General features: G+C 71.0%; 23 protein-coding genes. 10 read left to right on the top strand and 13 right to left on the bottom strand.

What is annotated here, in order from left to right; translation table 11 throughout:
- Positions 1-48: 48 nt before the first annotated feature.
- Entirely contained in the window at positions 49-945 is an 897-nt protein-coding gene (locus tag ACWD5D_RS13360) for a helix-turn-helix transcriptional regulator (RefSeq protein ID WP_451372787.1), read from the bottom strand.
- Between the two features lie 117 nt (positions 946-1,062).
- On the opposite strand from ACWD5D_RS13360, the gene ACWD5D_RS13355 reads away from it, so the two are divergent.
- The 6 genes from ACWD5D_RS13355 to ACWD5D_RS13330 all read left to right on the top strand — a co-directional run bounded on the left by ACWD5D_RS13355 (position 1,063) and on the right by ACWD5D_RS13330 (position 5,464).
- The gene (locus tag ACWD5D_RS13355; RefSeq protein WP_451372786.1) at positions 1,063-1,755 is read left to right on the top strand and encodes a DsbA family protein; all 693 of its coding nucleotides are present in this window, start codon (positions 1,063-1,065) and stop codon (positions 1,753-1,755) included.
- Positions 1,752-2,513: a nuclear transport factor 2 family protein gene (locus tag ACWD5D_RS13350; protein WP_451372785.1), complete on the top strand. Its 762-nt coding sequence runs from the start codon at positions 1,752-1,754 to the stop codon at positions 2,511-2,513. Before ACWD5D_RS13355 ends, ACWD5D_RS13350 begins: the two co-directional genes overlap by 4 nt.
- Before the next feature lie 139 nt (positions 2,514-2,652).
- A complete protein-coding gene (locus ACWD5D_RS13345; RefSeq protein ID WP_451372784.1) occupies positions 2,653-3,588 on the top strand; it encodes a protein-ADP-ribose hydrolase in 936 nt (311 codons plus the stop codon).
- Positions 3,585-4,478, top strand: a complete 894-nt coding sequence (locus ACWD5D_RS13340; RefSeq protein WP_451372783.1) for an NAD-dependent protein deacetylase of SIR2 family — start codon at positions 3,585-3,587, stop codon at positions 4,476-4,478. The genes ACWD5D_RS13345 and ACWD5D_RS13340 overlap by 4 nt, the downstream gene beginning before the upstream one ends.
- Before the next feature lie 109 nt (positions 4,479-4,587).
- On the top strand, positions 4,588-5,148 hold the full coding sequence (locus ACWD5D_RS13335; protein WP_451372782.1) for a VanZ family protein: 561 nt from the start codon (positions 4,588-4,590) through the stop codon (positions 5,146-5,148).
- Between the two features lie 112 nt (positions 5,149-5,260).
- A complete protein-coding gene (locus tag ACWD5D_RS13330; protein ID WP_451372781.1) occupies positions 5,261-5,464 on the top strand; it encodes a PspC domain-containing protein in 204 nt (67 codons plus the stop codon).
- Between the two features lie 78 nt (positions 5,465-5,542).
- Here ACWD5D_RS13330 and ACWD5D_RS13325 read toward each other — a convergent pair whose 3' ends face one another.
- The gene (locus tag ACWD5D_RS13325; protein ID WP_451372780.1) at positions 5,543-5,896 is read right to left on the bottom strand and encodes an ATP-binding protein; all 354 of its coding nucleotides are present in this window, start codon (positions 5,894-5,896) and stop codon (positions 5,543-5,545) included.
- A gap of 190 nt (positions 5,897-6,086) precedes the next feature.
- The gene (locus ACWD5D_RS13320) at positions 6,087-7,235 is read right to left on the bottom strand and encodes an adenosine deaminase (protein WP_451372779.1); all 1,149 of its coding nucleotides are present in this window, start codon (positions 7,233-7,235) and stop codon (positions 6,087-6,089) included.
- A 124-nt stretch (positions 7,236-7,359) separates the two neighbouring features.
- Between ACWD5D_RS13320 and ACWD5D_RS13315 the strand changes: the two genes are divergently transcribed.
- Complete coding sequence (locus tag ACWD5D_RS13315; protein WP_451372778.1) at positions 7,360-8,121, top strand: alpha/beta hydrolase; 762 nt, start codon at positions 7,360-7,362, stop codon at positions 8,119-8,121.
- A gap of 93 nt (positions 8,122-8,214) precedes the next feature.
- On the opposite strand, the gene ACWD5D_RS13310 is transcribed toward ACWD5D_RS13315, so the two are convergent.
- Entirely contained in the window at positions 8,215-9,168 is a 954-nt protein-coding gene (locus ACWD5D_RS13310; RefSeq protein WP_451372777.1) for a LysR substrate-binding domain-containing protein, read from the bottom strand.
- Positions 9,169-9,231: 63 nt separating this feature from the next.
- Here ACWD5D_RS13310 and ACWD5D_RS13305 point away from each other — a divergent pair, with 63 nt between their 5' ends.
- Together ACWD5D_RS13305 and ACWD5D_RS13300 are read left to right on the top strand one after the other, a co-directional pair.
- Complete coding sequence (locus tag ACWD5D_RS13305) at positions 9,232-10,530, top strand: MFS transporter (RefSeq protein ID WP_451372776.1); 1,299 nt, start codon at positions 9,232-9,234, stop codon at positions 10,528-10,530.
- Positions 10,531-10,851: 321 nt separating this feature from the next.
- Positions 10,852-11,868, top strand: coding sequence for a sigma-70 family RNA polymerase sigma factor (locus ACWD5D_RS13300; RefSeq protein WP_451372775.1), 1,017 nt, complete (start codon positions 10,852-10,854; stop codon positions 11,866-11,868).
- Here the strand turns inward: ACWD5D_RS13300 and ACWD5D_RS13295 are convergent.
- On the bottom strand, positions 11,752-12,138 hold the full coding sequence (locus ACWD5D_RS13295) for an STAS domain-containing protein (RefSeq protein ID WP_451372774.1): 387 nt from the start codon (positions 12,136-12,138) through the stop codon (positions 11,752-11,754). The genes ACWD5D_RS13300 and ACWD5D_RS13295 overlap by 117 nt on opposite strands.
- Before the next feature lie 100 nt (positions 12,139-12,238).
- Here ACWD5D_RS13295 and ACWD5D_RS13290 point away from each other — a divergent pair, with 100 nt between their 5' ends.
- Positions 12,239-13,159: an AEC family transporter gene (locus ACWD5D_RS13290; protein ID WP_451372773.1), complete on the top strand. Its 921-nt coding sequence runs from the start codon at positions 12,239-12,241 to the stop codon at positions 13,157-13,159.
- A 7-nt stretch (positions 13,160-13,166) separates the two neighbouring features.
- Here ACWD5D_RS13290 and ACWD5D_RS13285 read toward each other — a convergent pair whose 3' ends face one another.
- From ACWD5D_RS13285 to ACWD5D_RS13250, 8 genes are all read right to left on the bottom strand, one after another.
- On the bottom strand, positions 13,167-13,742 hold the full coding sequence (locus tag ACWD5D_RS13285; RefSeq protein ID WP_451372772.1) for a Uma2 family endonuclease: 576 nt from the start codon (positions 13,740-13,742) through the stop codon (positions 13,167-13,169).
- A 74-nt stretch (positions 13,743-13,816) separates the two neighbouring features.
- Positions 13,817-15,100, bottom strand: coding sequence for a thymidine phosphorylase (locus ACWD5D_RS13280; protein WP_451372771.1), 1,284 nt, complete (start codon positions 15,098-15,100; stop codon positions 13,817-13,819).
- 73 nt (positions 15,101-15,173) lie between these two features.
- Positions 15,174-15,578: a cytidine deaminase gene (locus ACWD5D_RS13275; protein ID WP_451372770.1), complete on the bottom strand. Its 405-nt coding sequence runs from the start codon at positions 15,576-15,578 to the stop codon at positions 15,174-15,176.
- Positions 15,575-16,861: an ABC transporter permease gene (locus ACWD5D_RS13270; protein ID WP_451372769.1), complete on the bottom strand. Its 1,287-nt coding sequence runs from the start codon at positions 16,859-16,861 to the stop codon at positions 15,575-15,577. Before ACWD5D_RS13270 ends, ACWD5D_RS13275 begins: the two co-directional genes overlap by 4 nt.
- Entirely contained in the window at positions 16,861-17,988 is a 1,128-nt protein-coding gene (locus ACWD5D_RS13265) for an ABC transporter permease (protein WP_451372768.1), read from the bottom strand. The genes ACWD5D_RS13270 and ACWD5D_RS13265 overlap by 1 nt, the downstream gene beginning before the upstream one ends.
- Positions 17,985-19,544, bottom strand: a complete 1,560-nt coding sequence (locus ACWD5D_RS13260) for an ABC transporter ATP-binding protein (RefSeq protein WP_451372869.1) — start codon at positions 19,542-19,544, stop codon at positions 17,985-17,987. The genes ACWD5D_RS13265 and ACWD5D_RS13260 overlap by 4 nt, the downstream gene beginning before the upstream one ends.
- A gap of 169 nt (positions 19,545-19,713) precedes the next feature.
- Positions 19,714-20,769: a BMP family lipoprotein gene (locus tag ACWD5D_RS13255; RefSeq protein WP_451372767.1), complete on the bottom strand. Its 1,056-nt coding sequence runs from the start codon at positions 20,767-20,769 to the stop codon at positions 19,714-19,716.
- Positions 20,770-21,076: 307 nt separating this feature from the next.
- Positions 21,077-22,306, bottom strand: a complete 1,230-nt coding sequence (locus ACWD5D_RS13250) for an amidohydrolase (RefSeq protein WP_451372766.1) — start codon at positions 22,304-22,306, stop codon at positions 21,077-21,079.
- Positions 22,307-22,474: the final 168 nt, after the last annotated feature.

Genomic DNA, 22,474 nt, shown 5'->3' with positions numbered 1-22,474 from the left:
GGCCGCTGGGCACGGCCCGCCCGGCCTGTTCCCGGGCCGGTCCGGGTCTCACTTCGCGGCGTGCCCGCGGACCCTGCTGCGGAAGGCGATCGGGGTCTGTCCGGTGCGCTGGTGGAAGTACTTGCTGAAGTGGGTCGCGCTGGAGAAGCCGAGGTGGTCGGCGATGCGGGCGGAGGTCCGGTCGCTGTGGGCCAGGAGGCGCTTGGCCTCGAGGACGACGCGACGGTCGATGAACTCCTTGGCGCCGAGGCCGGCGACGGCGAGGGTGGCGCGGGAGAGGGTGCGGGCCGAGTAGCCGAGCGCCTCGGCGTAGTCCTCGACCCGGCGGGTGCGGGTGAAGTCCCGCTCCAGGGCGTCACGGAACCGTAGATAGGTGGCGTCGGGTTCGGGTGCGGGACTTCCGGCGGGCGCGGTGAGGTGGGCCAGGCGCAGGACGAGGACGGCCAGCAGGTGGCGCATGGCCGCGGTGTGGATCTCCAGGGGCAGGCGTCCGAGTGCGTGGAACTCGGCGGTGAGGTGGTCGGCGGCCAGCCGCAGGGCCGCGACGTCGTCGGGAAGGGGACGGCGCAGGATCGGGGCGTGGGGGTCCTCCAGGCGGGCGCCGTCGGTGGTGGCCGGGTCGAGGAAGTCCTGGCGGAACAGGATCAGGGTGCCTTCGGCGTGGGTGAGGTCGCCCCACTGCTGGACCTGGCCGGGGCGTACCCAGAGCCAGGAGCCGGGGTCGAGGGCGTAGGCGGTGAAGTCGACCGTGTGCCACAGGGTTCCGCCGGTGAGGGTGATCAGGTGGTGGAAGTCCGGGCGCTGGGGAGCGGTGAGCCGTTCGGCGGGCACGCGCCGGCTCAGGTCCGCGAGGGGCAGCACTTCGACGCCCGCGGGGGTTCCGGCGGGCGCGGCGAAGGAGATCTCCGGGATGCCGCGATCGGCATCATGTCGTTTTTTGACCATCGTGAGTCGTCAGCGTATCTGAGTCACCCTGTTCACCGCCCCTAATTTAGAGGTGTCAGCTCATCCGGCATCAAGACGATGTCGGAAAGCAGCAAGAGACACGAGAGGGGGAGTGTGATGCCTTCGGCGGAGCGAGCCTCGCTGACGTACGCCTTCGACGCGTACTGCCCCTGGTGCTACGGCTTCGGCCCGGCCCTGCGGGAGTTCGCCGAGGACAACGCACACCGCGTCCGGCTCGGTGTCCTGTCGGCGGGCCTCTTCACCGGTGCCCGGGTACGGCCGGTGGCGGCCTACCCGAACCTGCCGGCGGAGCGGGACCGCATCGCGCGGTTGACCGGTGTCGTCTTCGGCGCGGGCTATGAGCGCGCGCTGTCGCAGGGGACGACCGTGCTGGACTCGGCCGCCGCGGCGGCGGGACTGTCCGCGCTGCGCGACCAGCCCGGCATCGGCGAACTCGACGCGGCCGAGGCCGTGCAACGAGCGTGGTTCGTCGACGGCCGCAGCCTGTCCGACGCCGCGGTCTACCGGGACATAGCCGACGAGTTCGGCGCGGACGCGGACGCCGTGGCCGCGGCATTCGCTTCCCCGGCCGGCCGGGAGAAGGCCCGCGCCGACTTCCGCGCACTGCGCCGCCTGCGCGTCACCTCCTACCCGACGCTCCTGCTGCACACCGCTGACGGCGCGGACCAGATGGGCGGCGCGGCCTCCACGGCCGCTTCCCTGACCGCCGCACTCGACCAGCGTCTGACGACACCCGTCACCAAGCCCTCCACCCATGACCTGACCTCGCAAGGAGACGACCCGTCATGAGCAACGCCAAGAACACCGTCCTGTCCGCCGCCGGAGAGCTGTTCGGCCAGAAGGACCCGAGTGCGGTGGACCGCTGGGTCGCCGCCGACTACCGCCAGCACAGCGCCCTGGCCGCCGACGGCCCCGAGGCCCTGCGCCAGTTGGTCGCCGGGCTGCCGGAGGGCTTCCGTTACGAGGGAGCCCGGGTGATAGCCGACGGTGACCTGGTGGCCCTGCACGGCACGTACCACGGCTTCGGCCCCGAACCGCTGGTCGCCTTCGACATCTTCCGCGTCGACGCCGACGGCAAGCTCGCCGAGCACTGGGACGCCCTGACCCCGGTGGTCGAGAACACCGCCTCGGGCCGCTCGCAGACCGACGGTCCCGCCGAGGTCACCGCGCCGGAGACGACCGAGGCCAACCGCGCCCTGGTCGCCGAGTTCGCACAGAAGATCCTGGTCGAGGCCGACTACTCGGTGCTCACCGACTACATCTCGACCGAGACCTACCACCAGCACAACCCGGAGGCCGCCGACGGCCTGGACGGTTTCGGTGCCGCCGCCGCGAAGTGGGCCGAGCAGGGCAAGAACCTCGTCTACAAGACCGTCCACAAGGTCATCGCCGAGGGCGAGTTCGTCCTGCTCCAGTCCGAGGGCGAGTTCGGTGTCCCCGTCGCGTACTACGACCTCTTCCGCGTGGCCGACGGCAAGATCGTCGAGCACTGGGACGTCATCGCCCCGATCGCGGCCGAACTCCCCCACGACAACGGCCTGTTCTGACACCCACGACCGGGCGGGCGGCGACCGCGCCGCCGTACTCCACACCGGAACCCTCGAATCCGCACGGACGCGCCGCCCGCGCAGGCCCGGCAACGCCGGGTGGCCGCGGCGGCGCGTCCCGCACCGCCCGGAGACTCTCGTGCACACCATCGAACTGCCGCTCGACGCCTACGGCACCGCCGTCACCCTGGACGAACCCTTCCGGCCCCTCGCCCGGCAGGCCCCGGCCACCCGGCCCGCCGACCAGGTCCGCGAGGCACTCGACCTGCTGGCCGACGACCCGGTGGCGGCGCGGGCCGGGTTGCGGCCCGGCGCGGCGGACCGGCTCGACGACGCCGCCGCCCGGCGGCTGCTGCGCGCCGTGCTGACCGTCCGGGAACCGGACCCGCTGCCCGCCCGGACCGCCCAGGTGCTGGACGCGCTCCTGGCCGGTGAACGCCTGGCGCGCGACACCACCGACGCGGCCTCGCTCCCCACCATCCGCGACGCGTTTCCCGGCACCACGTACCGGGCCGCCGACCGTACGTCGCTGTGGCAGGGCGACATCACCACCCTCGACGCGGACGCCGTCGTCAATGCCGCCAACAGCGCCCTGCTCGGCTGCTTCGCCCCGATGCACGCGTGCATCGACAACGCCATCCACGCCGCGGCCGGCCCCCGCCTGCGCGCCGACTGCCACACGATCATGACCCTGCAGGGTCACCCGGAGCCGACCGGCACCGCGAAGATCACTAGGGGCTACCACCTGCCCGCCCGCTACGTCCTGCACACCGTCGGCCCGATCGTCGACGGCCCCGTGCTCCCGCGGCACCAGCAGGCTCTGGCGGCCTCGTACCGCGCCTGTCTCGATCTCGCCGCCGAGGTGGACGGCCTGCGCACCGTCGCGTTCTGCGGAATCAGCACCGGCGTCTACGGCTACCCCAGGACGCCCGCGGCCCGCATCGCCCTGAACACCGTGGCCGACTGGCTCGACCGCCACCCCGCACGCCTCGACCGCGTGATCTTCAACGTGTACGCGAACGACGACCGCGCCGCCTACGTCCGTGCACTGACCGGAGGGATCCAGCGCCGATGAACCACCCCACCTTCGACCTGGAAGGCGCCGCCGGCACGGTGCGCGACTGGCTCGCCGAGGCCGACCGCGTCCTGATCACGGCCGGAGCCGGACTCAGCGCCGCCGCCGGGTACGACTACGGCGACGAAGACCGCTTCCAGGAGCTCTTCCCCGCCCTGCACCGCCTCGGCCTGCGCTCCCGCTACCTCGTCGGCGTGCCCCTGCCGCCCGAGCTGCTGTGGGGCTACTGGGCCGTCCACATCGACGACATCCGCTTCTCACCCGCCCCCAACCCCCTCTACCAGCGGCTGCGCGCACTGGTCGGCGACAAGGACCACTGGGTGATGACGTCCAACGTGGACGGCCTCTTCGCCCGTAACGGCTTCGCCCCCGACCGGATATTCACCCCGCAGGGCGACTACGGCCGCTACCAGTGCACCACCCCCTGCACCCCCGCCGCCGTCTGGGACAGCCGGCCCCTCGTCGCACGGCTCCTCGCCGCGTACGACCCGGCCACCGGCGCCGTCACCGACCCCGACGCCCTGCCCTGCTGCCCGAACTGCGGCGGCGAGGTCGAGATCAACGTCCGCATCGGCCCCGAGTTCATCGACGCCCCCTACCTGGCCGCGGGCCGCCGCCTCCAGGACTGGCTGGGCGCGGCCCCCTCCGGCACCCGTCTGCTCATCCTGGAGTTCGGCGCCGGATTCAACACCCCCGGCGTGATCCGATGGCCCGGCGAACACCTCACCCGCCACCTCCCCCGGGCACGCCTCGTGCGGATCAACCCCACCCACCCCGAAACCCCCGCCGACCTCGTCGGCCGGGCCCTGCCCGTCCCTGTCGACGCCCAGCACCTGCTCGACGCACTCACCGTGCCGCACCCGGGGCCCGAACTCACGGTGGCACCCTGAGCGAGCCGGAGAAGCGCGGGGCCGCGGCTGGAGCGCCTTGTCGTCAGGGGTTCCAAGGGGCGCGGGGTCGTGCGGAACCGTTCGTACTCGGCGCCGCGTCTACGTCGGCGTGCAGCGTCAAGGCTCCGTCGGCGGCAGCGCCGCGATCCGTATCCGGGTGACAGGAGGCGTCCTCCTCGTCGCGCATCTCGCGCTCGTCGCCTGGTTGATGCTGCGGCCCCTGAACGTTCCCTGGGTGATGCCCGCCAATCTGCACCCGCTGGCGGGCATACGTGCCGACCTGGCGCTGGGCTGGCCGAAGGCGGCCAGACCCATCGGTGAGGGGCTGGCGCTGCTCGCACCGCTGGGCGTGCTGCTGCCACTGGTGCACGGCAGGCTCACCGTCTCCCCGCTCGCCTCCCTGGCCCGTACGGCGGCCGCGGGCGCCCTGATCTCGCTGGGCATAGCCCTGCTGCAGACCGGCGTGCCCGGCCGGGTGGTGGATGTGGACTCGCTGCTGCTGAACACGGTGGGCGTGGCGCTGGCCCACCTGGCCGTCGTTCCGGCGGGACGTGCCTGGCTGCGGCGCCGGGAGGCGCACGTCGACCGCGAGGACGAGCAGGTCACCGCGCGGGAGGAGCCGTCTCAGGGGCGGACCCCGACGATTCCCAGGGTCGGGATAGCCCCGTAGAGCGACGCTTCGTCCCCTTCGTCTCCCTACTCTGGACAACAGACGGGGCCGGCCGACCGGGCCGCCCCGGCCACCGGCTCGGGAGCGAGCCGACGACGACGGAGGAGCCGACATGACCGCCCTTGCCCGCCCCACCCACGGCCGCATGATCGGCGGCGTGTGCGCCGCGCTGGCACGGCGCTTCGGCACGTCCGCGACGACGATGCGAGTGATCTTCCTGCTGTCCTGCCTGCTGCCGGGCCCGCAGTTCCTGGTCTACATAGCCCTGTGGTTCCTGCTGCCGTCCGAGGACAAGGCCCGCTCCACCGCCTGGTGAAGCACGGCGTGCGAACGCCGCTGGGGCGCCCCGGACTGCTCCGGGGCGCCCCAGCGGCGTCGTACCACCGACGCGGCGTCAGCCGAGCGGGATCCCGTTCACCGGCACGCCGTGGGTGGGCAGGCCCTGCAGCGGCAGCCCGCCGAGCAGTCCGGCGACCGGCGCGGTCGGCCCCTGGGCGAGGACCTTCTGCACGACCGGCCGCGCGGCGGCCACCCCGGTGACGGCGGCACCCTGCCCCTGGGCGAGGGCCTCACCGGCGCCCGGCAGCGCCTGGGTCACATTGCCGGCCGGCAGCGCCTGGGTGACGGTGTCCAGGGCCTGCGTGGCGCCCGGCGCGGCGGGGGCCGCGTCGGCCGCACCCGCGCCGACGGCGGCGAAGGCGGCACCGAGGGCGGCGACACCGAGGGTCTTGGCAGCAGACTGCTTCATCGTGAACGCGTCCTTGAATGCGGAGACGGATGATCAAAAACGATCCGAGCGGTCCTCGACCGTAAACATGCCGGACCGCGCCCCGCAAACACCGAAATGCGGACGGCCCGTGAAAGAGCGTCCGCATTTCGTGGTCTCGAACGAGCCTTCGCTACCCTTCCGAATCGGAGGAACCGCTGGTGGAGGCGGTCTACTGGAAGAGCCACTCGGACTTCAGTTCGGCATATCCGGGTTTGATGACGTCATTGATCATCGCGAGTCGTTCATCGAAAGGAATGAACGCTGATTTCATCGCATTGACGGAGAACCACTGCAGATCGTCGAGCGTATAACCGAATGCATCGATGAGATGCTCGAATTCCCGGCTCATGGTGGTGTGCGACATCAGCCGGTTGTCCGTGTTGACCGTCGCCCGGAAGTGCAGCCGGCGCAGCAGCCCGATCGGATGCTCGGCGTACGAGGCCGCGGCCCCGGTCTGCAGATTGGAACTGGGGCACATCTCCAGCGGGATGCGCTTGTCCCGGACGTACGACGCCAGCCGCCCGAGCCGCACCGAGCCGTCCTCGGCGACCTCGATGTCGTCGATGATCCGCACCCCGTGCCCGAGTCGGTCGGCGCCGCACCACTGGAGCGCCTGCCAGATGGACGGCAGCCCGAAGGCCTCGCCGGCATGGATGGTGAAGTGGTTGTTCTCGCGCTTGAGGTACTCGAAGGCGTCCAGGTGGCGGGTGGGCGGATAGCCGGCCTCGGCGCCCGCGATGTCGAAGCCGGCCACGCCCGAGTCCCGGTAGCGGTTGGCGAGTTCGGCGATCTCCAGGGAGCGGGCCGCGTGCCGCATCGCGGTCAGCAGGGCGCCGACCCGGATGCGGCGGCCGTTCTCCCGGGCGAGCCGCTCCCCCTGCCGGAAGCCCTCGTTGACCGCCTCGACGACCTCCTCGAGGCTCAGCCCGCCCTCCAGGTGCTGCTCGGGCGCGTACCGCACCTCGGCGTAGACGACCCCGTCCTCGGCGAGGTCCTCGGCACACTCGCGGGCGACGCGGACGAGTGCCTCGCGGGTCTGCATCACGGCGACGGTGTGGCGGAAGGTCTCCAGATACCGCTCCAGCGAACCGGAGTCGGCGGCCTCCTGGAACCAGATGGCCAGTTTGTCGGGGTCGGTCTCGGGAAGTTCGGAATAGCCGTTCTCCCGGGCGAGTTCGACGACGGTCCCGGGGCGCAGCCCGCCGTCGAGATGATCGTGCAGCAGAACCTTGGGCGCCCGGCGGATCTGGTCCGGCGTCGGAACGGTCACCGTGGCATTCGCCGGGACGGTCCCGGTCGGTGCAGTCTGGCTCGTCATTTCCGCACTGTAGCGCCTACGCGCGTAGAGGACCTGGTGTACGCGAGGGACACTTTTCCGTCGATACCCAACGGTGACCGCCGGGACGGGTTTTGTACACCACGCCTTCTGACACTGTTCTGCTATGGGACAGCAAGCGACGCCGGTCCGATCGGCCAGGCTGGGTAAGGCAGTCGGCCCCGAGCCGACTGCGGTGAGCGGAGCGGTGCTGCTGCTCCCCGGCGGGGAGGAGGTCTCGGCCCGCCGGCCGTCCCCCGTCCGGGCGATGTCCGTCCTGCGCTCCCTGGGCCGCAGGTTCGCCCGCGCGGGACGGGCGGAGGGGCTGGCCGTCCACTCCGTCCACTACCGCTACCGCGGCTGGAACGGCAGCGAGGCCCATCTGGCCGGGGACGCGACCTGGGCCGCGGAGGAGGTCGTACGACGCTACGGCGACGTCCCCGTGTGCCTGGTGGGCCTGGACATGGGCGGCCGGGCGGCACTGCGGGCGGGCGGGCACGAGGCGGTCAACTCCGTTGTCGCGCTGGCTCCCTGGCTGCCGGAGGACGATGTGGCCGCGCCCTCCGAGCCGGTGAAGCAGCTGGTGGGGCGGCGGGTGCTGATCGTGCACGGCACGAACGACGAACGCACCGACCCGGAGCTCTCGTTCCGGCTGGCGGCCCGCGCGAAGAAGGTGAACCGGCAGGTGTGCCGGTTCGAAGTGCACTCCGACGGGCACGGGTTGCATCAGCACCGGGATGAAGTCCTGTCTCTTGCGGTGGACTTCGTGATGGGCGCGTTGTTCGGGTGCGCGGTGTCGAGGCCGGTGGAGGATGCGTTGGCGGCTCCGCCGCCGATCGGTCTGAGGATGCCGTTGGCCGCGGGGTTCGGGCGGTCGCTGAGGCGGTAGAGCGCGGCAGATCCCGGGGGGCTTGGGTGGTGTTCGGGGTGCGGGTGATGTGTGGCTTGTCGCGCGGTTCCCCGCGCCCCAGGTACATAACTCCTACGTGGGCAGCAAGTTCCCCCTCCTCGAGAGGAGGAACTTCTTGAAGGCCGCCACCGGTGGGGTGTCCGGGCGGTCGGCCAGCCAGGCGACGCCGATCTCGCGGGCCGCCTTCGGGGCCGTCACCGTCAGTTCGACGACTCCCGGCCGGGGGACGGTGGGCGGGGGCAGGAGGGCCACGCCCAGGCCGGCGGCGACCAGGCCGCGCAGGGTTTCCGTCTCCTCGCCCTCGAAGGCGACCCGCGGGCGGAAGCCCGCCTCACGGCAGAGGTCGTCGGTGATGCGGCGCAGGCCGTAGCCGGGTTCGAGGGTCACGAAGGTTTCGTCGGCGGTCTCGGCCAGGCGGATGCGGCGGCGGGAGGCCAGGCGGTGGTCGGCGGGCACGACCAGGCGGAGCTTCTGCTCGTCGAGGCGGCGGGCGACCAGGTCGGGGGCGTCGGGGACCGGCGAGGTCAGGCAGAGGTCGAGCTCGCCCGCCCGCAGGCGCTCCAGCATCGCCTCGCCGTAGTTCTGGACGAGGCTGAAGCGGATGCGCGGGTGGTCGGCCCGGAAGGCGTGCAGGAGGCCGGGGACGGTCTCGGCGCCCATGGTGTGCAGGAAGCCGAAGGCGACCTTGCCGGTGGCCGGGTCGGCGTCGGCGCGGACCTCCTCGGCGGCGCGCTCCACCTCGGCGAGGGCACGCTCGACGGAGGCGAGGAAGGTGCGGCCGGCGGTGGTGAGGGAGACCGTGCGGCCGTGCCGGGCGAACAGGTCGACGCCCAGGTCCTGCTCCAGGCGGACCATCGCGCGGGAGAGCGTGGACTGGGGGACGTTCATCTCGTGCGCGGCCCTGGTGACGTGCTCGGTACGGGCCACCCCGGCGAAGTACGCGAGGCGAGGCGCGAGCAACAACGCCATGTCTTCTGCGTCACTGGACGGTGACAGACGCGCCTGTGACCTCTGCTGATGCATCATGGGAACGATTATGGCGAATCCATGCATTGGACGGATGAGCCGGCGCGTACGTAGTTTCGAGGCATGTCTCCCGCCAGTACCGGGGCGTCCACCCGCGTGGGCGCCGTCAGGCCCGTTCCCTCCTTCGACTCCGTCTCCGTCGCCGCCTCGGACGACCGGATGACCCCGGGCGGCCCCGGCTACCGCCGGATGAGCCTCGCCCTCTTCCTCGCCGGAGTCGCGACCTTCGCCCTCCTCTACTCCACCCAGGCCCTGCTGCCCCTGATCTCCGATGAGTTCGGGGTCGCGGCCGGGGAGGCGAGCTGGACCGTGGCGGCCGCGACCGGCGGTCTGGCGCTGTTCGTGCTGCCGATGAGCGCCCTGTCGGAGCGCTTCGGCCGCCGTACGGTGATGACGGCCTCGCTGGCGGTCGCGGTGGGCGTCGGTCTGCTGGTGCCCTTCGCGCCGTCGATCGGAGCGCTGGTGGTGCTGCGCGCGGTGCAGGGCGCGGCGCTGGCCGGTCTCCCGGCCTCGGCGACGGCGTACCTGGCCGAGGAGGTCCGGCCGCGGGCGCTGGTCACGGCGATCGGCCTGTTCGTGGCGGGCAACAGCGTCGGCGGGATGAGCGGCCGGGTGATCACCGGCTGGGTCGCGCAGGAGTGGGGCTGGCGGATCTCCGTCGGTGTCATCGGCGTGATCTCGGTGGCCTGCGCGGTGGCGTTCCGGCTGCTGCTGCCGGCGCCGCGGCACTTCAAGGCGGGCTCCCTGCGCCCCCGCGTTCTGCTCGGCACGTGCCGAGACCACCTCTCCGACCCGCTGCTGCGCCGCCTGTACGCGATCGGCGCGCTGTACATGACGGTGTTCGGCGGCGTGTACACGGTGATCGGCTACCGCCTGACCGAGGCGCCCTTCTCGCTCCCGCAGGGCATCATCGGCTCGATCTTCCTGGTGTACCTGGTGGGTACGGTCTCCGCGTCGACGGCGGGCCGGCTGGTGGGCCGCCTCGGCCGCCGGGGCGCGCTGTACCTGGCGGGCGGTACGACCGCCGCGGGCCTGCTGCTCTCCCTGGCCGACTCGCTCCCCCTGGTGCTGCTGGGTCTGGTGCTGATCACGGCCGGGTTCTTCGCGGGCCACGCGGTCGCCTCCTCCGCGGTCAGCAAGACCGCCACCCGCGGCCGCGCCCAGGCCTCGGCCCTCTACCAGTCCGCCTACTACATCGGCTCGAGCGCCGGCAGCACGGTGGGCGCGATGGCCTTCCACACGGGCGGCTGGGCCGGCACGGTCGGCGTCGGCATCCTCGCGATCCTCGGCGTCGTCACGATCACGGTCGCCGGCTCCCGGGCCGCCCGCGTCGCCGCCCGCCGGGAGCCGATCCCCGCCTGAGCGCTCCGCTGGAAATCCGGTGCGTCATCCGCGGGTCCGTCGTGGCCGGTCGCGCGGTTCCCCGCGCCCCTGCGGGGCGCTGCCGAACCGCACCGGACTTCGCCGGACCCGCCCGGTGACCGGGCCCCTCGGCCCCACCCCTCGCCACTCGGGGGCGAGGGCGCGGGGACCCGGCACCGGCATCTGCTCATGTCCGTGCAGCAACTGGTCCGAGCTGGGCTCTTTCGTTCTCCAGGGGTCATTGTCAGTGGGCCGCTGTACCTTCCCACTTACTGGGGCGCGACGGCGCGCGTACGGAACGGCCACAGGGGTGGGTGGACGATGGGCAACGGCACGGCGACGGCAGACCTCGACGTCGCACTGGAGAAGCACCGGACCGAGCTGACCGGGTACTGCTACCGCTTGCTCGGTTCCTCCTTCGAGGCCGAGGACGCGGTGCAGGACACCCTGGTACGGGCGTGGCGGAGCTACGAGAAGTTCGAGGGCCGCTCCAGCCTCCGCTCGTGGCTGTACCGGATCGCGACGAACGTGTGCCTGGACATGCTGTCGGCGGGCAACAAGCGGGCCCGGCCGGTGGACCTCTCGGAGGCCACGCCGCTGACCCAGTACGCCCTCTCCCCGCGCCCGGACCACACCTGGCTGGAGCCGATGCCCGACGCCCGCGCGCTGCCCACGGTGGACGACCCGGCGGAGGCCGCGGTCGCCAAGGAGTCGGTGCGGCTGGCCTTCATGGCCGCCCTGCAGCAACTCCCGCCCAAGCAGCGGGCGGTGCTGATCCTGCGGGAGGTGCTGGCCTGGAAGGCGAGCGAGGTCGCCGAACTGCTGGACACCTCGGTCGCCTCGGTCAACAGCGCGCTCCAGCGGGCGCGCGCGACCCTCGCCGAGCAGAAGGAGGACAAGGGCGCGCGAGCGTCGGTCTCCGACCCTCTGGACGACGAGCAGCAGAAGCTGCTGGAGCGCTATGTGGCGGCGTTCGAGGGGTACGACATGACGGCGCTGACGGCGTTGCTGCACGAGGACGCCGTCATGACGATGCCGCCGTTCGAGCTGTGGCTGACCGGCCAGGCCGACATCACGGGCTTCATGACGTCGATCGGCCACGAGTGCGAGGGCTCACGCCTGCTGCCGGTCGAGGTGAACGGCCTGCCGGGCTTCGCCCACTACAAGCCGGACCCGGAGAAGGGCGGCCTGTCGCCCTGGTCGATCCAGGTCCTGGAGATCTCAGACGGCCGCCTGACCGGGTTCCACTTCTTCCTCGACGCCAAGCGCCTGTTCCCGCTGTTCGGCCTGCCCCTCCACCTCGAAGCGAAGACCGACGAGATCAAGGAGAGCGACTAGAGCGGGGTCCGGCCCCCGAAGCCGTATCCGCCCGCCGGCCCGGCGGGCGGTCAGCTCCAGCCGGGCCAGCAGGTCCACGGTCCCGAGCCCCGGCGGCCTCAGTCCGCCGACGTCACACACGACGACCGCACCCCCACTGGCATCGAGCAGTGCCCGCACGTCGTCACACAGCCCCGTCACCTCGTCCCGGGTGACGGGGCCGCGCAGCACGAGCACGGCGGTTCTCCTGGCGTCCACGTGCGATAGACCGGCGTCGCGCGCGGAACTCATCGCGGCGCCGGCCGCTTCCGGCGGGGGTCATACGGACAAGGGCCGTCCGGAGGGAGATCACATTGACCGTCTCCCCCTCTCCCCCTGAGGGTTGGACCCTGTGCAGGGGGTACTGAGCGGGTTCGCGGTGATCGCCGTCGTCATCGGTGTGGGCTATGTGCTCGGGCGGCGCGGGTCGCTCGGTGAGCAGGGCGCCGAGGTGCTGACGCGGCTGGCCTTCTCGGTGGCGGGCCCGGCGCTCCTGTTCACGACCCTGGCGAGAGCGAACCTCTCCGTGCTGTTCTCGGCCCGCCTGCTGGTGACCGCCCTGAGCACGGCCGCGGTCGCGGGCGTCTTCGTCCTGGTGGGCGTCGTACGCCGCTGGGGCGTGGGCCGTACCACCATCGGCGCCCTGGCCTCCGGTTACGTCAACTCGGGCAACCTCGGCATCCCGATCGCCGCGTACGTCCTGGGCGACGCCTCGCTGGTGGCCCCGGTGCTGCTCTTCCAGGTCGTCCTCCTCGCCCCGATCGCCCTGACGGTCCTCGACCTGTCCGGGACGGGCGCCAAGGGCACGGTGTGGCGACGCCTGCTGACCCCGCTGCGCAACCCGATAGCGGTCGGTTCCCTGTCCGGGGTCGTGGTGTCGGCGGCGGGCTGGCACCTCCCCGGCCCCTTCATGAACCCGCTCACCCTGATCGGCAACATGTCCGTTCCGGCGGCCCTGCTGGTCTTCGGCATGTCCCTGCACGGCAGCGCACCCCCTGGCCGGGGGCGGGACCGTCGACTGGTCCTGCTGGCGGTGGCGTTGAAGTCCCTGGGCCAGCCGGCGGCGGCCTGGGCCCTCGCGACGACCGTGTTCGGCCTGCACGGCGCCCCCTTGCTGGACGTGGTGGTGACGTCGGCCCTCCCGGCCGCCCAGAACCTGTTCACCTACGCCAGCCGCTACCGGGTCGCCGAGTCTTTGGCCCGCGAGTCCATCCTGCTGTCGACGGTCGTGTCCGTGCCGGTGCTGGTGGGGGTGGCGGCGGTGTTGGGGTGAGGGTTCGTCAGCCGACGGTGAGCGTGAGGCGGAAGGGCGCGGGCAATGCGACCGGTGTGCCCGGCCTCACCGACTCCAGGACGCGATATGTCCCGCCCGCGGGATCGCCGTACAGCGTGACCTTCGGTCCGCCGGGCGCCAGACGGTCGATGAGGAAGTAGAGCGGGACTCCTGCTGCCGCATAGCCGGCCGCCTTGGTGATCCGGTCGTTGACGGCTGTGGCGGCCGAGGTGATCTCCACGACGAGTTCGGCCGCATCGGCCGGAGCGAAGTACTTGTCCCCGCCCCGCAGCGCCTCCTTCGGCACCACACAGAGATCGGGCACATACATCTCCATCAGCGAGGGGACCGCCAGGGCCAGTCGTGAATAGACCCCCCAGGACTCATGGATCACCTCGCAGAGTCGCCGGTGCAAAGGCTCGGAGTCCCGGTGGTGGGCAACGGCGGAGAGGGGAGCCACGGTGACGAGACCCTTGATGATCTCCACCTTGCAGCCCTTGGGGACATCGGTCTGTTTCCAGACCCAGACGAGTTCCTCCCACTCGCTGTCGCTCAGGAGATAGTCACCGTCAAACGTGTCCATGGGCTCATCCAACATGCCGAACGGGACCGGCGGCGGTCCACCGATCCCGTTCACCCGAACGATAAGTTCCCTGGTCAGGCGATACGTTCCAGTACCACCGGCGACGCCGTGAAGTCCGTACCCACCGCCGCGATGTCGTACGAGCCCTCCACCGACTGAAGCGCGTACTCGAAGCGCTCCGGGGTGTCCGTGTGCAGGGTCAGCAGGGGCTGGCCCGCCGTCACCGTGTCGCCGGGCTTGGCGTGCATCTCCACGCCCGCCGCGGCCTGCACCGGGTCCTCCTTGCGGGCGCGGCCGGCGCCGAGGCGCCAGGCGGCGACGCCGATGTCGTAGGCATCGAGGCGGGTCAGGACACCGGAGGTCGGGGCCTTGATCACGTGCTGCTCGCGGGACGTGGGCAGCACGGCGTCCGGGTCGCCGCCCTGGGCCGCGATCATGCGGCGCCAGACGTCCATCGCCGAGCCGTCGGCCAGTGCCTTCGCCGGGTCGGCGTCCTTGATGCCGGCCGCGTCGAGCATCTCCTGGGCGAGGGCGAGGGTCAGTTCCACGACGTCCGCCGGGCCGCCGCCCGCCAGGACCTCGACGGACTCGCGGACCTCGAGGGCGTTGCCCGCGGTGAGGCCGAGCGGGGTGGACATGTCGGTGAGGAGCGCGACCGTCTTCACGCCGTGGTCGGTGCCGAGGCCGACCATCGTGGAGGCCAGTTCCCGGGCGTCCTCCAGGGTCTTCATGAAGGCGCCGCTGCCGACCTTCACGTCCAGGACCAGGGAGCCGGTGCCCTCGGCGATCTTCTTCGACATGATCGAGGACGCGATCAGCGGGATCGCCTCGACGGTGCCGGTGACGTCCCGCAGGGCGTAGAGCTTCTTGTCGGCGGGCGCCAGACCGTCGCCGGCCGCGCAGATCACCGCGCCGACACCGTCCAGCACGGACAGCATCTCCTCGTTGGAGAGCAGGGCGCGCCAGCCGGGGATGGACTCCAGCTTGTCCAGGGTGCCGCCGGTGTGGCCGAGGCCGCGGCCGGAGAGCTGGGGGACGGCCGCGCCGCAGGCCGCGACCAGGGGGGCGAGCGGGAGCGTGATCTTGTCGCCGACGCCGCCCGTGGAGTGCTTGTCGGCGGTCGGGCGGGACAGCGACGAGAAGTCCATGCGCTCGCCGGAGGCGATCATGGCCGCCGTCCAGCGGGCGATCTCGCGCCGGTTCATGCCGTTGAGCAGGATCGCCATGGCGAGCGCGGACATCTGCTCGTCGGCGACCTCGCCGCGGGTGTACGCGTCGATGACCCAGTCGATCTGCGCGTCGGTCAGCTCGCCGCGGTCCCGCTTCGTGCGGATGACGGAGATGGCGTCCATGGCCATGGCTGATGGCTTCCTTCCGGGAGGTGCGAAGGTGTACGGCCCCCCTGAGCGGGTCAGGGGGGCCGTACGGGAGTTACCTGGTGAGATGGTCCGGGCCGAAGGCCTGGGGCAGCATCTCGGAGAGCGGGAGAACGCCCTCGGGGGTGTCCAGCAGCAGGTCGGGGCCGCCGAACTCGTACAGCAGCTGGCGGCAGCGGCCGCACGGCACGAGCAGGTGGCCCTTGCCGTTCACGCAGGTGAAGTGGGTCAGCCGGCCACCGCCCGTGCGCTGCAGCTGTGAGACGAGTCCGCACTCGGCGCACAGGCTGAGCCCGTAGGACGCGTTCTCGACGTTGCAGCCGGTGACCGTGCGGCCGTCCTCGACCAGCGCGGCCGCGCCGACCGGGAACCCCGAATAGGGGGCGTAGGCGTGGGACATGGCCTCCCGCGCCTCGCCGCGCAGCGCCTCCCAGTCGAAGCCGGCGGCCGGGGCGGTCACTTGCCCTGTCCCTTCCGGTACCGCATGCCGTCCGCCCTGGGCATCCGCAGACGCTGCGCGGACAGCGAGAGCACCAGCAGCGTGACGACGTACGGCGTCGCGCCCACGAAGTCGCCCGGGACCTGGTCGGTGAGCAGGTACCAGACCAGGACCAGCGCGGCCATGGCGGCGCTGATCACGCCCTGCCACATGGCCTTCTTGTACAGCTTCCAGCCGGCCAGCAGCGCGAGCAGGACGACCAGCAGCAGGAGCAGGGCGTGGACCGTGACGCCGCCGTTGCGCAGCTGGAGCGCGTCGGAGTAGCCGAACAGGCCCGCGCCCATGGCCAGTCCGCCCGGCCGCCAGTTGCCGAAGATCATCGCGGCGAGACCGATGTAGCCGCGTCCGCCGGTCTGGCCCTCGAGGTAGGTGTGCGAGGTGACCAGCGAGAGGAACGCGCCGCCGAGTCCGGCGAGGCCGCCGGAGATGGCGACGGCCGCGTACTTGTACCGGTAGACGTTGACGCCGAGGGACTCCGCGGCGACCGGGTTCTCACCGCAGGAGCGCAGCCGCAGACCGAACGGGGTGCGCCACAGCAGCCACCAGCTGCCGACGAACAGCACCGCGGCCAGGATCGTGACGACGGACAGCTTGGTGACGATGCCGCCGACGATGCCGGCGAGGTCGGAGACCAGGAACCAGTGGTGCTTCTCGATCGACGCGAGGCCGTCCGAGAGGCCGGGGACGGTGACCTGGGGCAGCGAGTCCACGGGCGGGGACTGCTTGGGGTTGCCGCCCGCGTTCGCGGCCTTGCCGTCGGCGAAGAACAGCTTGGCGAGGTACTGGGTGGCGCCGAGCGCGAGCAGGTTGACGGCGACACCGGAGACGATGTGGTCGACGCCGAAGGTGATGGTGGCGACGGCGTGGACCAGGCCGCCGAGGACACCGAAGCCTATGCCGCACAGCAGGCCGAGCCAGGGGCTGGACTGCCAGCCGACCCAGCCGGCGCCGAAGGTGCCGAGGATCATCATGCCTTCGAGGCCGATGTTGACCACGCCGCCCCGCTCGGACCACAGACCGGCGAGACCGGCGAGGCCGATCGGCACGGCGAGTCCGAGGGCGGCGCTGACCTGTCCGGCGGAGTCGAGCTGGTTGGAACCGGTGATCATGCGGACCGCGGCGACGAGCAGCAGCGCACCGGCGACGATCATGAGGATCTGGCCGAGGGAGCGGCCGGAGCGCCGGGACGCTCCCGGCGCCTTGGGCGCCGCCGGCGACGGCGTGTCGGTCATCGTGGCAGTCATCACGCCACCTCCTGCATCTTCGTCGGAGCGGCGGCCTGGGCCGCGAGTTCGGCGCCGACCTTCTGCTGCTGGCGCTTGAGACCGTAGCGGCGGACGACCTCGTAGGCGATCACGACGCACAGGACGATGACGCCCTGGATGACGCCGAGGATCTCCTTGTCGTAGCCCTGGAACTCCAGGTGGTTGGTGGTGCGCTCCAGGAAGCCCCAGAGCAGGGCGCCGAGCGCGATGCCGACCGGGTGGTTGCGGCCGAGCAGCGCGATGGCGATGCCGGTGAAGCCGATGCCCGCCGGGAAGTCGTTGCTGAACTGGTGGCTGTCGTTGAGCAGGGTCGGCATGCCGATGAGACCGGCCACCGCACCCGAGATGATCATGCTGGTGGCGACCATCTTCTTCACCGAGACACCGCTCGCGGCGGCCGCGCTCTCGGACTGGCCGACGGTGCGCAGGTCGAAGCCGAACCGGGTGCGGCCGAGGACGAACCAGTAGGCGATGCCCACGAGCACGGCGATGACGATGAAGCCCCACAGCTCACCGGCGGGGCCGGTGTCGAAGCTGAAGAAGTACGAGGACTTGGGCAGCGGCTTGGTGGAGACGAGGGTGCCGCCCTGCAGGAGCTCGCCGAGCCGTCCGGGCTGGAGCAGGTAGGCGATGATCGCGGTGGCGATCGAGTTCAGCATGATCGTCGAGATGACCTCGCTGACGCCGCGGGTCACCTTGAGGACGCCCGCGATGGCCGCCCACAGGGCACCGGTCGCCATGGCGCAGATCATGATCAGCGGGATGGCGATCCAGCCGGGCACGGTCAGCGCGCCGCCGAGCACGGCGGCGATGAACGCGGCGATCCGGTACTGGCCGTCGACGCCGATGTTGAACAGGTTCATGCGGAAGCCGATGGCCACCGCGACACCCGCCAGGTAGTACGTCGTCGCCTTGTTCAGGATGTAGACCTGGCTGTCGCTGGCGAAGCCGTAGGTCGTCATGTCGCTGAACGCGGCGCCGGGGTTCTTGCCGGTGGCGGCGATCACCAGGGCGGTGACGACGAGCGCGGCGACGATCGCCAGCAGGGGGGCCGCGATCCCGAGGAGCAGCCGCTCCTTGTCGATCCGTGAGGTCAGCTTCTTCATCGCGCGTCGTCCTCTGCGTGCTCCAGGCGGCCGCTGGCGGCACCCGTCATGGCGGAGCCCAGCTCCTCGGGGGTGATGGTGGCGGGGTCGGCGTCGGCGACCAGGCGGCCGCGGTACATCACCCGCAGGGTGTCGGAGAGGCCGATCAGCTCGTCCAGGTCGGCGGATATCAGCAGGACCGCGAGGCCCTCGCGGCGGGCCTGGCGGATGTGGTCCCAGATGGCCGCCTGCGCGCCTACGTCCACACCGCGGGTGGGGTGGGCGGCGATGAGCAGCTTGGGGCCGTGGCTCATCTCGCGGCCGACGATCAGCTTCTGCTGGTTGCCGCCGGACAGGGAGGCCGCGGTCACGTCGATGCCGGGCGTGCGGACGTCGTATTCCTGAACGATCCGCTCGGTGTCGGTGCGGGCCGCCTTGAGGTCGAGCAGCGGGCCGCGCGAGTTGGGCTTCTCGGTGACGTGGCCGAGGATGCGGTTCTCCCACAGCGGGGCCTCGAGGAGGAGGCCGTGGCGGTGGCGGTCCTCGGGGATGTAGCCGATGCCGGACGCGCGGCGGCGGCGGGTGGGGGCCCCGGACATGTCGACGTCGTCCAGGGTGACGACGCCGGCTTCCGGGTGGCGCATGCCCATGATCGCCTCGACCAGCTCGGACTGGCCGTTGCCCTCCACACCGGCGATGCCGAGGACCTCGCCCTTGTGGATGGTGAAGGAGACGTGGTCGAGGATGATCCGCTCGACGCCGTCGAGGTCGGTCTGCGTGAGGTGCAGCCCGTCCAGCTTCAGCATCGGGACGTCCGTGACCGTGGACTCCTCGGTCTCCGGGGTGGGCAGTTCGCTGCCGACCATCATCTCGGCGAGCTGCTTGGCGGTCGTCGTGCGCGGCTCGACCGTGCCGACCGTCGTACCGCGCCGGATGACGGTGATCTCGTCGGCGACCGACAGCACCTCGCCCAGCTTGTGGGAGATGAAGATGACGGTGAGGCCTTCGGCCTTCAGCTCACGGAGGTTGTGGAAGAGGGCGTCGACCTCCTGGGGCACGAGCACGGCGGTCGGCTCGTCCAGGATGAGGGTCTTGGCGCCCCGGTAGAGGACCTTGAGGATCTCCACGCGCTGGCGGTCGGCGACACCGAGTTCCTCGACGAGGACGTCGGGGCGCACGTTCAGGCCGTACGCGTCGGAGATCTCCTTGATCCTGGCGCGGGCCTTGGCACCGATGCCGTACAGCTTCTCCGCGCCGAGGACGACGTTCTCGAGGACGCTGAGGTTGTCGGCGAGCATGAAGTGCTGGTGCACCATGCCGATGCCGCGGGCGATGGCGTCGGCGGGGTTGTTGAAGGTGACCGTCTCGCCGTTCACGGTGATGGTGCCCTCGTCCGGCTGCTGCATGCCGTAGAGGATCTTCATCAGAGTGGACTTGCCGGCGCCGTTCTCACCGCACAAGGCGTGGACGGTGCCCGTGCGGACCGTGATGTCGATGTCGCGGTTGGCGACGACGCCGGGGAAACGCTTGGTGATGCCGCGCAGTTCGACGGCAGCGGGAGGGCTGGACGCGTTGATGGCGCACTCTCCTCGGGGAAAGGGGCTGCGTAAGGGGAGGGCAGGCGTCGGCGACGCTAGCGCGACAACTCTGTGCTACACGCGTAGAGTTGAGACATTGTTATGGCTCGGCGGGGAGCACCCGGAGGGCGCCCCCGCGCCGAGCCGAGGTCCGACGGGACCTGTCAGATCACGGGGTGGTCTTGACCTTGATCGAGCCGTCGACGATCTTCTTCTTCGCGTCGTCCAGCTTGGCCTGGATGTCGCCGATGAAGTTGCCGCTGGTGGCCAGCGAAACACCGTTCTTCTCGAGCGAGTAGGTGTTGACGCCGGTCAGCGGCTTGCCGTCGTGCACGGACTTGATGAAGTCGTAGACACCGACGTCGACGTTCTTGACCATCGAGGTCAGGATCGAGTTCTTGTACTTGGCCAGACCCGGGATGTTGTACTGGTCCGAGTCGACGCCGATGGCCCAGGCGCCCTTCTTGCCGCTGACGGCCTCGATGGCACCGTTGCCCGAGGAGCCGGCCGCCGAGTAGACGACGTCGGCGCCGTTGTCGAGCATGCCCTGCGCGGCTTCCTTGCCCTTGTCGGGGCTGGCGAAGCCGGAGGTGTCCGAGCCGTGGCTCAGGTACTGGGTGTCGACCTTGATCTTCGGGTCGGTGGCCTTGGCGCCCTGGACGTAACCCGCCTCGAACTTCTTGATCAGCGGGACGTCGACGCCGCCTATGAAGCCGACGTGGTGCGTCTTGGACTTCAGCGCGGCCGCGACACCGGCCAGGTAGGAGCCCTGCTCCTCGGTGAAGGTGATGCTGTCGACGTTCATGGTGTCCACGACCGAGTCGACGATGCCGAAGCTCGTCTTCGGGTACTTCGCGGCGACCTTGGCCATCGAGGTGGCGTACGCGTAGCCGACACCGATGATCGGGTTGTAGCCGGCGTCCGCCAGGTCCGACAGGCGCTGCTCGCGGTCGGCCTCGGTGTCCGAGGTCTTCGCGGTCAGCTCCTTGATGTCACCGCCGAACTCCGTCTTGGCCTTGTCGGCACCGCGCGCGGCGGAGTCGTTGAAGGAGCGGTCACCACGGCCGCCGACGTCGAAGGCGAGGCCGATCTTGACACCCTTGCCGCCACCGGAGGAGGAGGGCGAGGCGTTGTCGTCGGAGGAGGTGCTGCCACAGGCAGTGGCAGTGAGGGCGAGAGCCGCGGTCGCGGCACACGCGGCGGAAAGCTTGGCTACCCGGCGCACGGGAGGCTCCTTCACCTGACCTGAGCGCCACCATTGGCGCTTGATGTGAGCACCATGTCAGTGCTCGAGCCGAGACGCCCCGGCGGCGACGGCTTCGCGGCATCGTAACGCGCGTAGATGTCGCAAAAAACCCTGTCGCGAAGCTGTTATCGATTCGAGGCAAACACCGCCTGAACTCGGTCTGGCTGGGCTTTCTCCGCCCTGTTGCGCTCAGTGCACGATTGGCTCACAAGTGTGTTGCGCCGGGGGAGGAACGGTCTCTCACGCCCGTCGCCTCCCCCTCCATCGCGCCTTGTGCCCGCCGGGCTCAGAGCTCCCCGGCGTCCAGCAGCGCGGCCGCCGTGAACAGCTCCACACCGACCGTGATCGCGTGCTCGTCGGCGTCGAAGTCGCCCTGGTGCAGATCGCGCACCGTGCGGTCGCCGGGGCTGCGGACGCCGAGGCGGGCCATGGCGCCGGAGACCCGCTCCAGGTACCAGGAGAAGTCCTCGCCGCCCAGGCTCTGCTCGGTGCTCTCGACGGAGTCGAGCCCGCGGCGGGCGACCATGGCACGGCGCAGCAGGTCGGTGGACTCCCGGTCGTTGACGACGGGCGGCACGCCCCGCACGTAGGTGATCTCCGACTTGGCCCGGTGCAGCGTGGCCACCTCGTCGATGGCCGCGTGCACGATGTCGGGCGCGTCCCGCCAGGCGTCCAGGTCGAGGCAGCGGACGGTGCCGGACAGCTCGGCGTGCTGCGGGATGACGTTCGGGGCGTGGCCCGACTCGATCCGGCCCCAGGTCACGGCGAGGCCGCTGCGGGTGTCCACGCGCCGGGCGATCACCGCGGGCACGTCGGTGGCGACGCGGGCGGCGGCGGTGACCAGGTCGGTGGTCAGATGAGGGCGGGCGGTGTGACCGCCGGGGCCGTTCAGCGCGATCTCGAGCCGATCGCAGGCGCTGGTGATGGCGCCGTGCCGCAGTCCGATCCGGCCCGCGTCGACCTTGGGGTCGCAGTGCAGGGCGAGGATCCGCCCGACCCCGTCCAGCACACCGTCCTCGATGGCGCCGAGGGCACCGCCGGGCATCACCTCCTCGGCGGGCTGGAACAGCAGCCGCACCGGCCGGTCGAGCAGGCCCTTCTCGTGCAGGTCGGCGAGGACGAGGCCGGCGCCGAGCACCACGCTGGTGTGCACGTCGTGGCCGCAGGCGTGGCAGCGGTCGGGCACGGTGGACCGGTACGGGCAGTCGGTCTTGGTGTCCGGGATGGGCAGGCCGTCGATGTCGGCACGCAGGGCGAGCAGCGGAATCCGGGGCCGCTCCCCCTCCGCGAGCCCGATGTCACAGACGAGTCCGGTTCCGGTGGCGAGGACACGGGGGCGCAGCCCGGCCCGCTCAAGCCGCTCCTTGATCGCGGCGGTCGTACGGAACTCCTGGTTTCCCAGCTCGGGGTGCATGTGCAAGTCGCGGCGGAAGGCTACGAGTTCGGCGTGCAGCGTCGCACTGAGCACGCCGGGGAGCACATCCCCGGGGAGATCGGCCTCTGACTCTCGGGACATCAATCGGTTCACCCTCTGAAGGGTAGGACGCCCACCCGGTCAACTGACCCTCGATCAACAAAAGTTCAGCCCGTTAGGGGAAGAAAATCTGACCGTCGGACGCATGGCGGCTGGCTCTGGTGGGTAGAACCCACTTTTCCTTTACCAACGGATACCACGCCTCCACAC

This window comes from Streptomyces sp. NPDC002520 (assembly GCF_053595235.1).
The sequence above is the reverse complement of the archived record's forward strand: the minus strand, read 5'-3'. Positions and strand labels throughout refer to the sequence as shown.

Coding starts and splice junctions, on each gene's coding strand:
- ACWD5D_RS13360 (WP_451372787.1), bottom strand. CDS start 945: ATGGTCAAAAAACGACATGATGCCGATCGCGGCATCCCGGAGATCTCC.
- ACWD5D_RS13355 (WP_451372786.1), top strand. CDS start 1,063: ATGCCTTCGGCGGAGCGAGCCTCGCTGACGTACGCCTTCGACGCGTAC.
- ACWD5D_RS13350 (WP_451372785.1), top strand. CDS start 1,752: ATGAGCAACGCCAAGAACACCGTCCTGTCCGCCGCCGGAGAGCTGTTC.
- ACWD5D_RS13340 (WP_451372783.1), top strand. CDS start 3,585: ATGAACCACCCCACCTTCGACCTGGAAGGCGCCGCCGGCACGGTGCGC.
- ACWD5D_RS13330 (WP_451372781.1), top strand. CDS start 5,261: ATGACCGCCCTTGCCCGCCCCACCCACGGCCGCATGATCGGCGGCGTG.
- ACWD5D_RS13325 (WP_451372780.1), bottom strand. CDS start 5,896: ATGAAGCAGTCTGCTGCCAAGACCCTCGGTGTCGCCGCCCTCGGTGCC.
- ACWD5D_RS13320 (WP_451372779.1), bottom strand. CDS start 7,235: ATGACGAGCCAGACTGCACCGACCGGGACCGTCCCGGCGAATGCCACG.
- ACWD5D_RS13315 (WP_451372778.1), top strand. CDS start 7,360: ATGGGACAGCAAGCGACGCCGGTCCGATCGGCCAGGCTGGGTAAGGCA.
- ACWD5D_RS13310 (WP_451372777.1), bottom strand. CDS start 9,168: ATGATGCATCAGCAGAGGTCACAGGCGCGTCTGTCACCGTCCAGTGAC.
- ACWD5D_RS13305 (WP_451372776.1), top strand. CDS start 9,232: ATGTCTCCCGCCAGTACCGGGGCGTCCACCCGCGTGGGCGCCGTCAGG.
- ACWD5D_RS13300 (WP_451372775.1), top strand. CDS start 10,852: ATGGGCAACGGCACGGCGACGGCAGACCTCGACGTCGCACTGGAGAAG.
- ACWD5D_RS13295 (WP_451372774.1), bottom strand. CDS start 12,138: ATGAGTTCCGCGCGCGACGCCGGTCTATCGCACGTGGACGCCAGGAGA.
- ACWD5D_RS13285 (WP_451372772.1), bottom strand. CDS start 13,742: ATGGACACGTTTGACGGTGACTATCTCCTGAGCGACAGCGAGTGGGAG.
- ACWD5D_RS13280 (WP_451372771.1), bottom strand. CDS start 15,100: ATGGCCATGGACGCCATCTCCGTCATCCGCACGAAGCGGGACCGCGGC.
- ACWD5D_RS13270 (WP_451372769.1), bottom strand. CDS start 16,861: ATGACTGCCACGATGACCGACACGCCGTCGCCGGCGGCGCCCAAGGCG.
- ACWD5D_RS13265 (WP_451372768.1), bottom strand. CDS start 17,988: ATGAAGAAGCTGACCTCACGGATCGACAAGGAGCGGCTGCTCCTCGGG.
- ACWD5D_RS13250 (WP_451372766.1), bottom strand. CDS start 22,306: ATGTCCCGAGAGTCAGAGGCCGATCTCCCCGGGGATGTGCTCCCCGGC.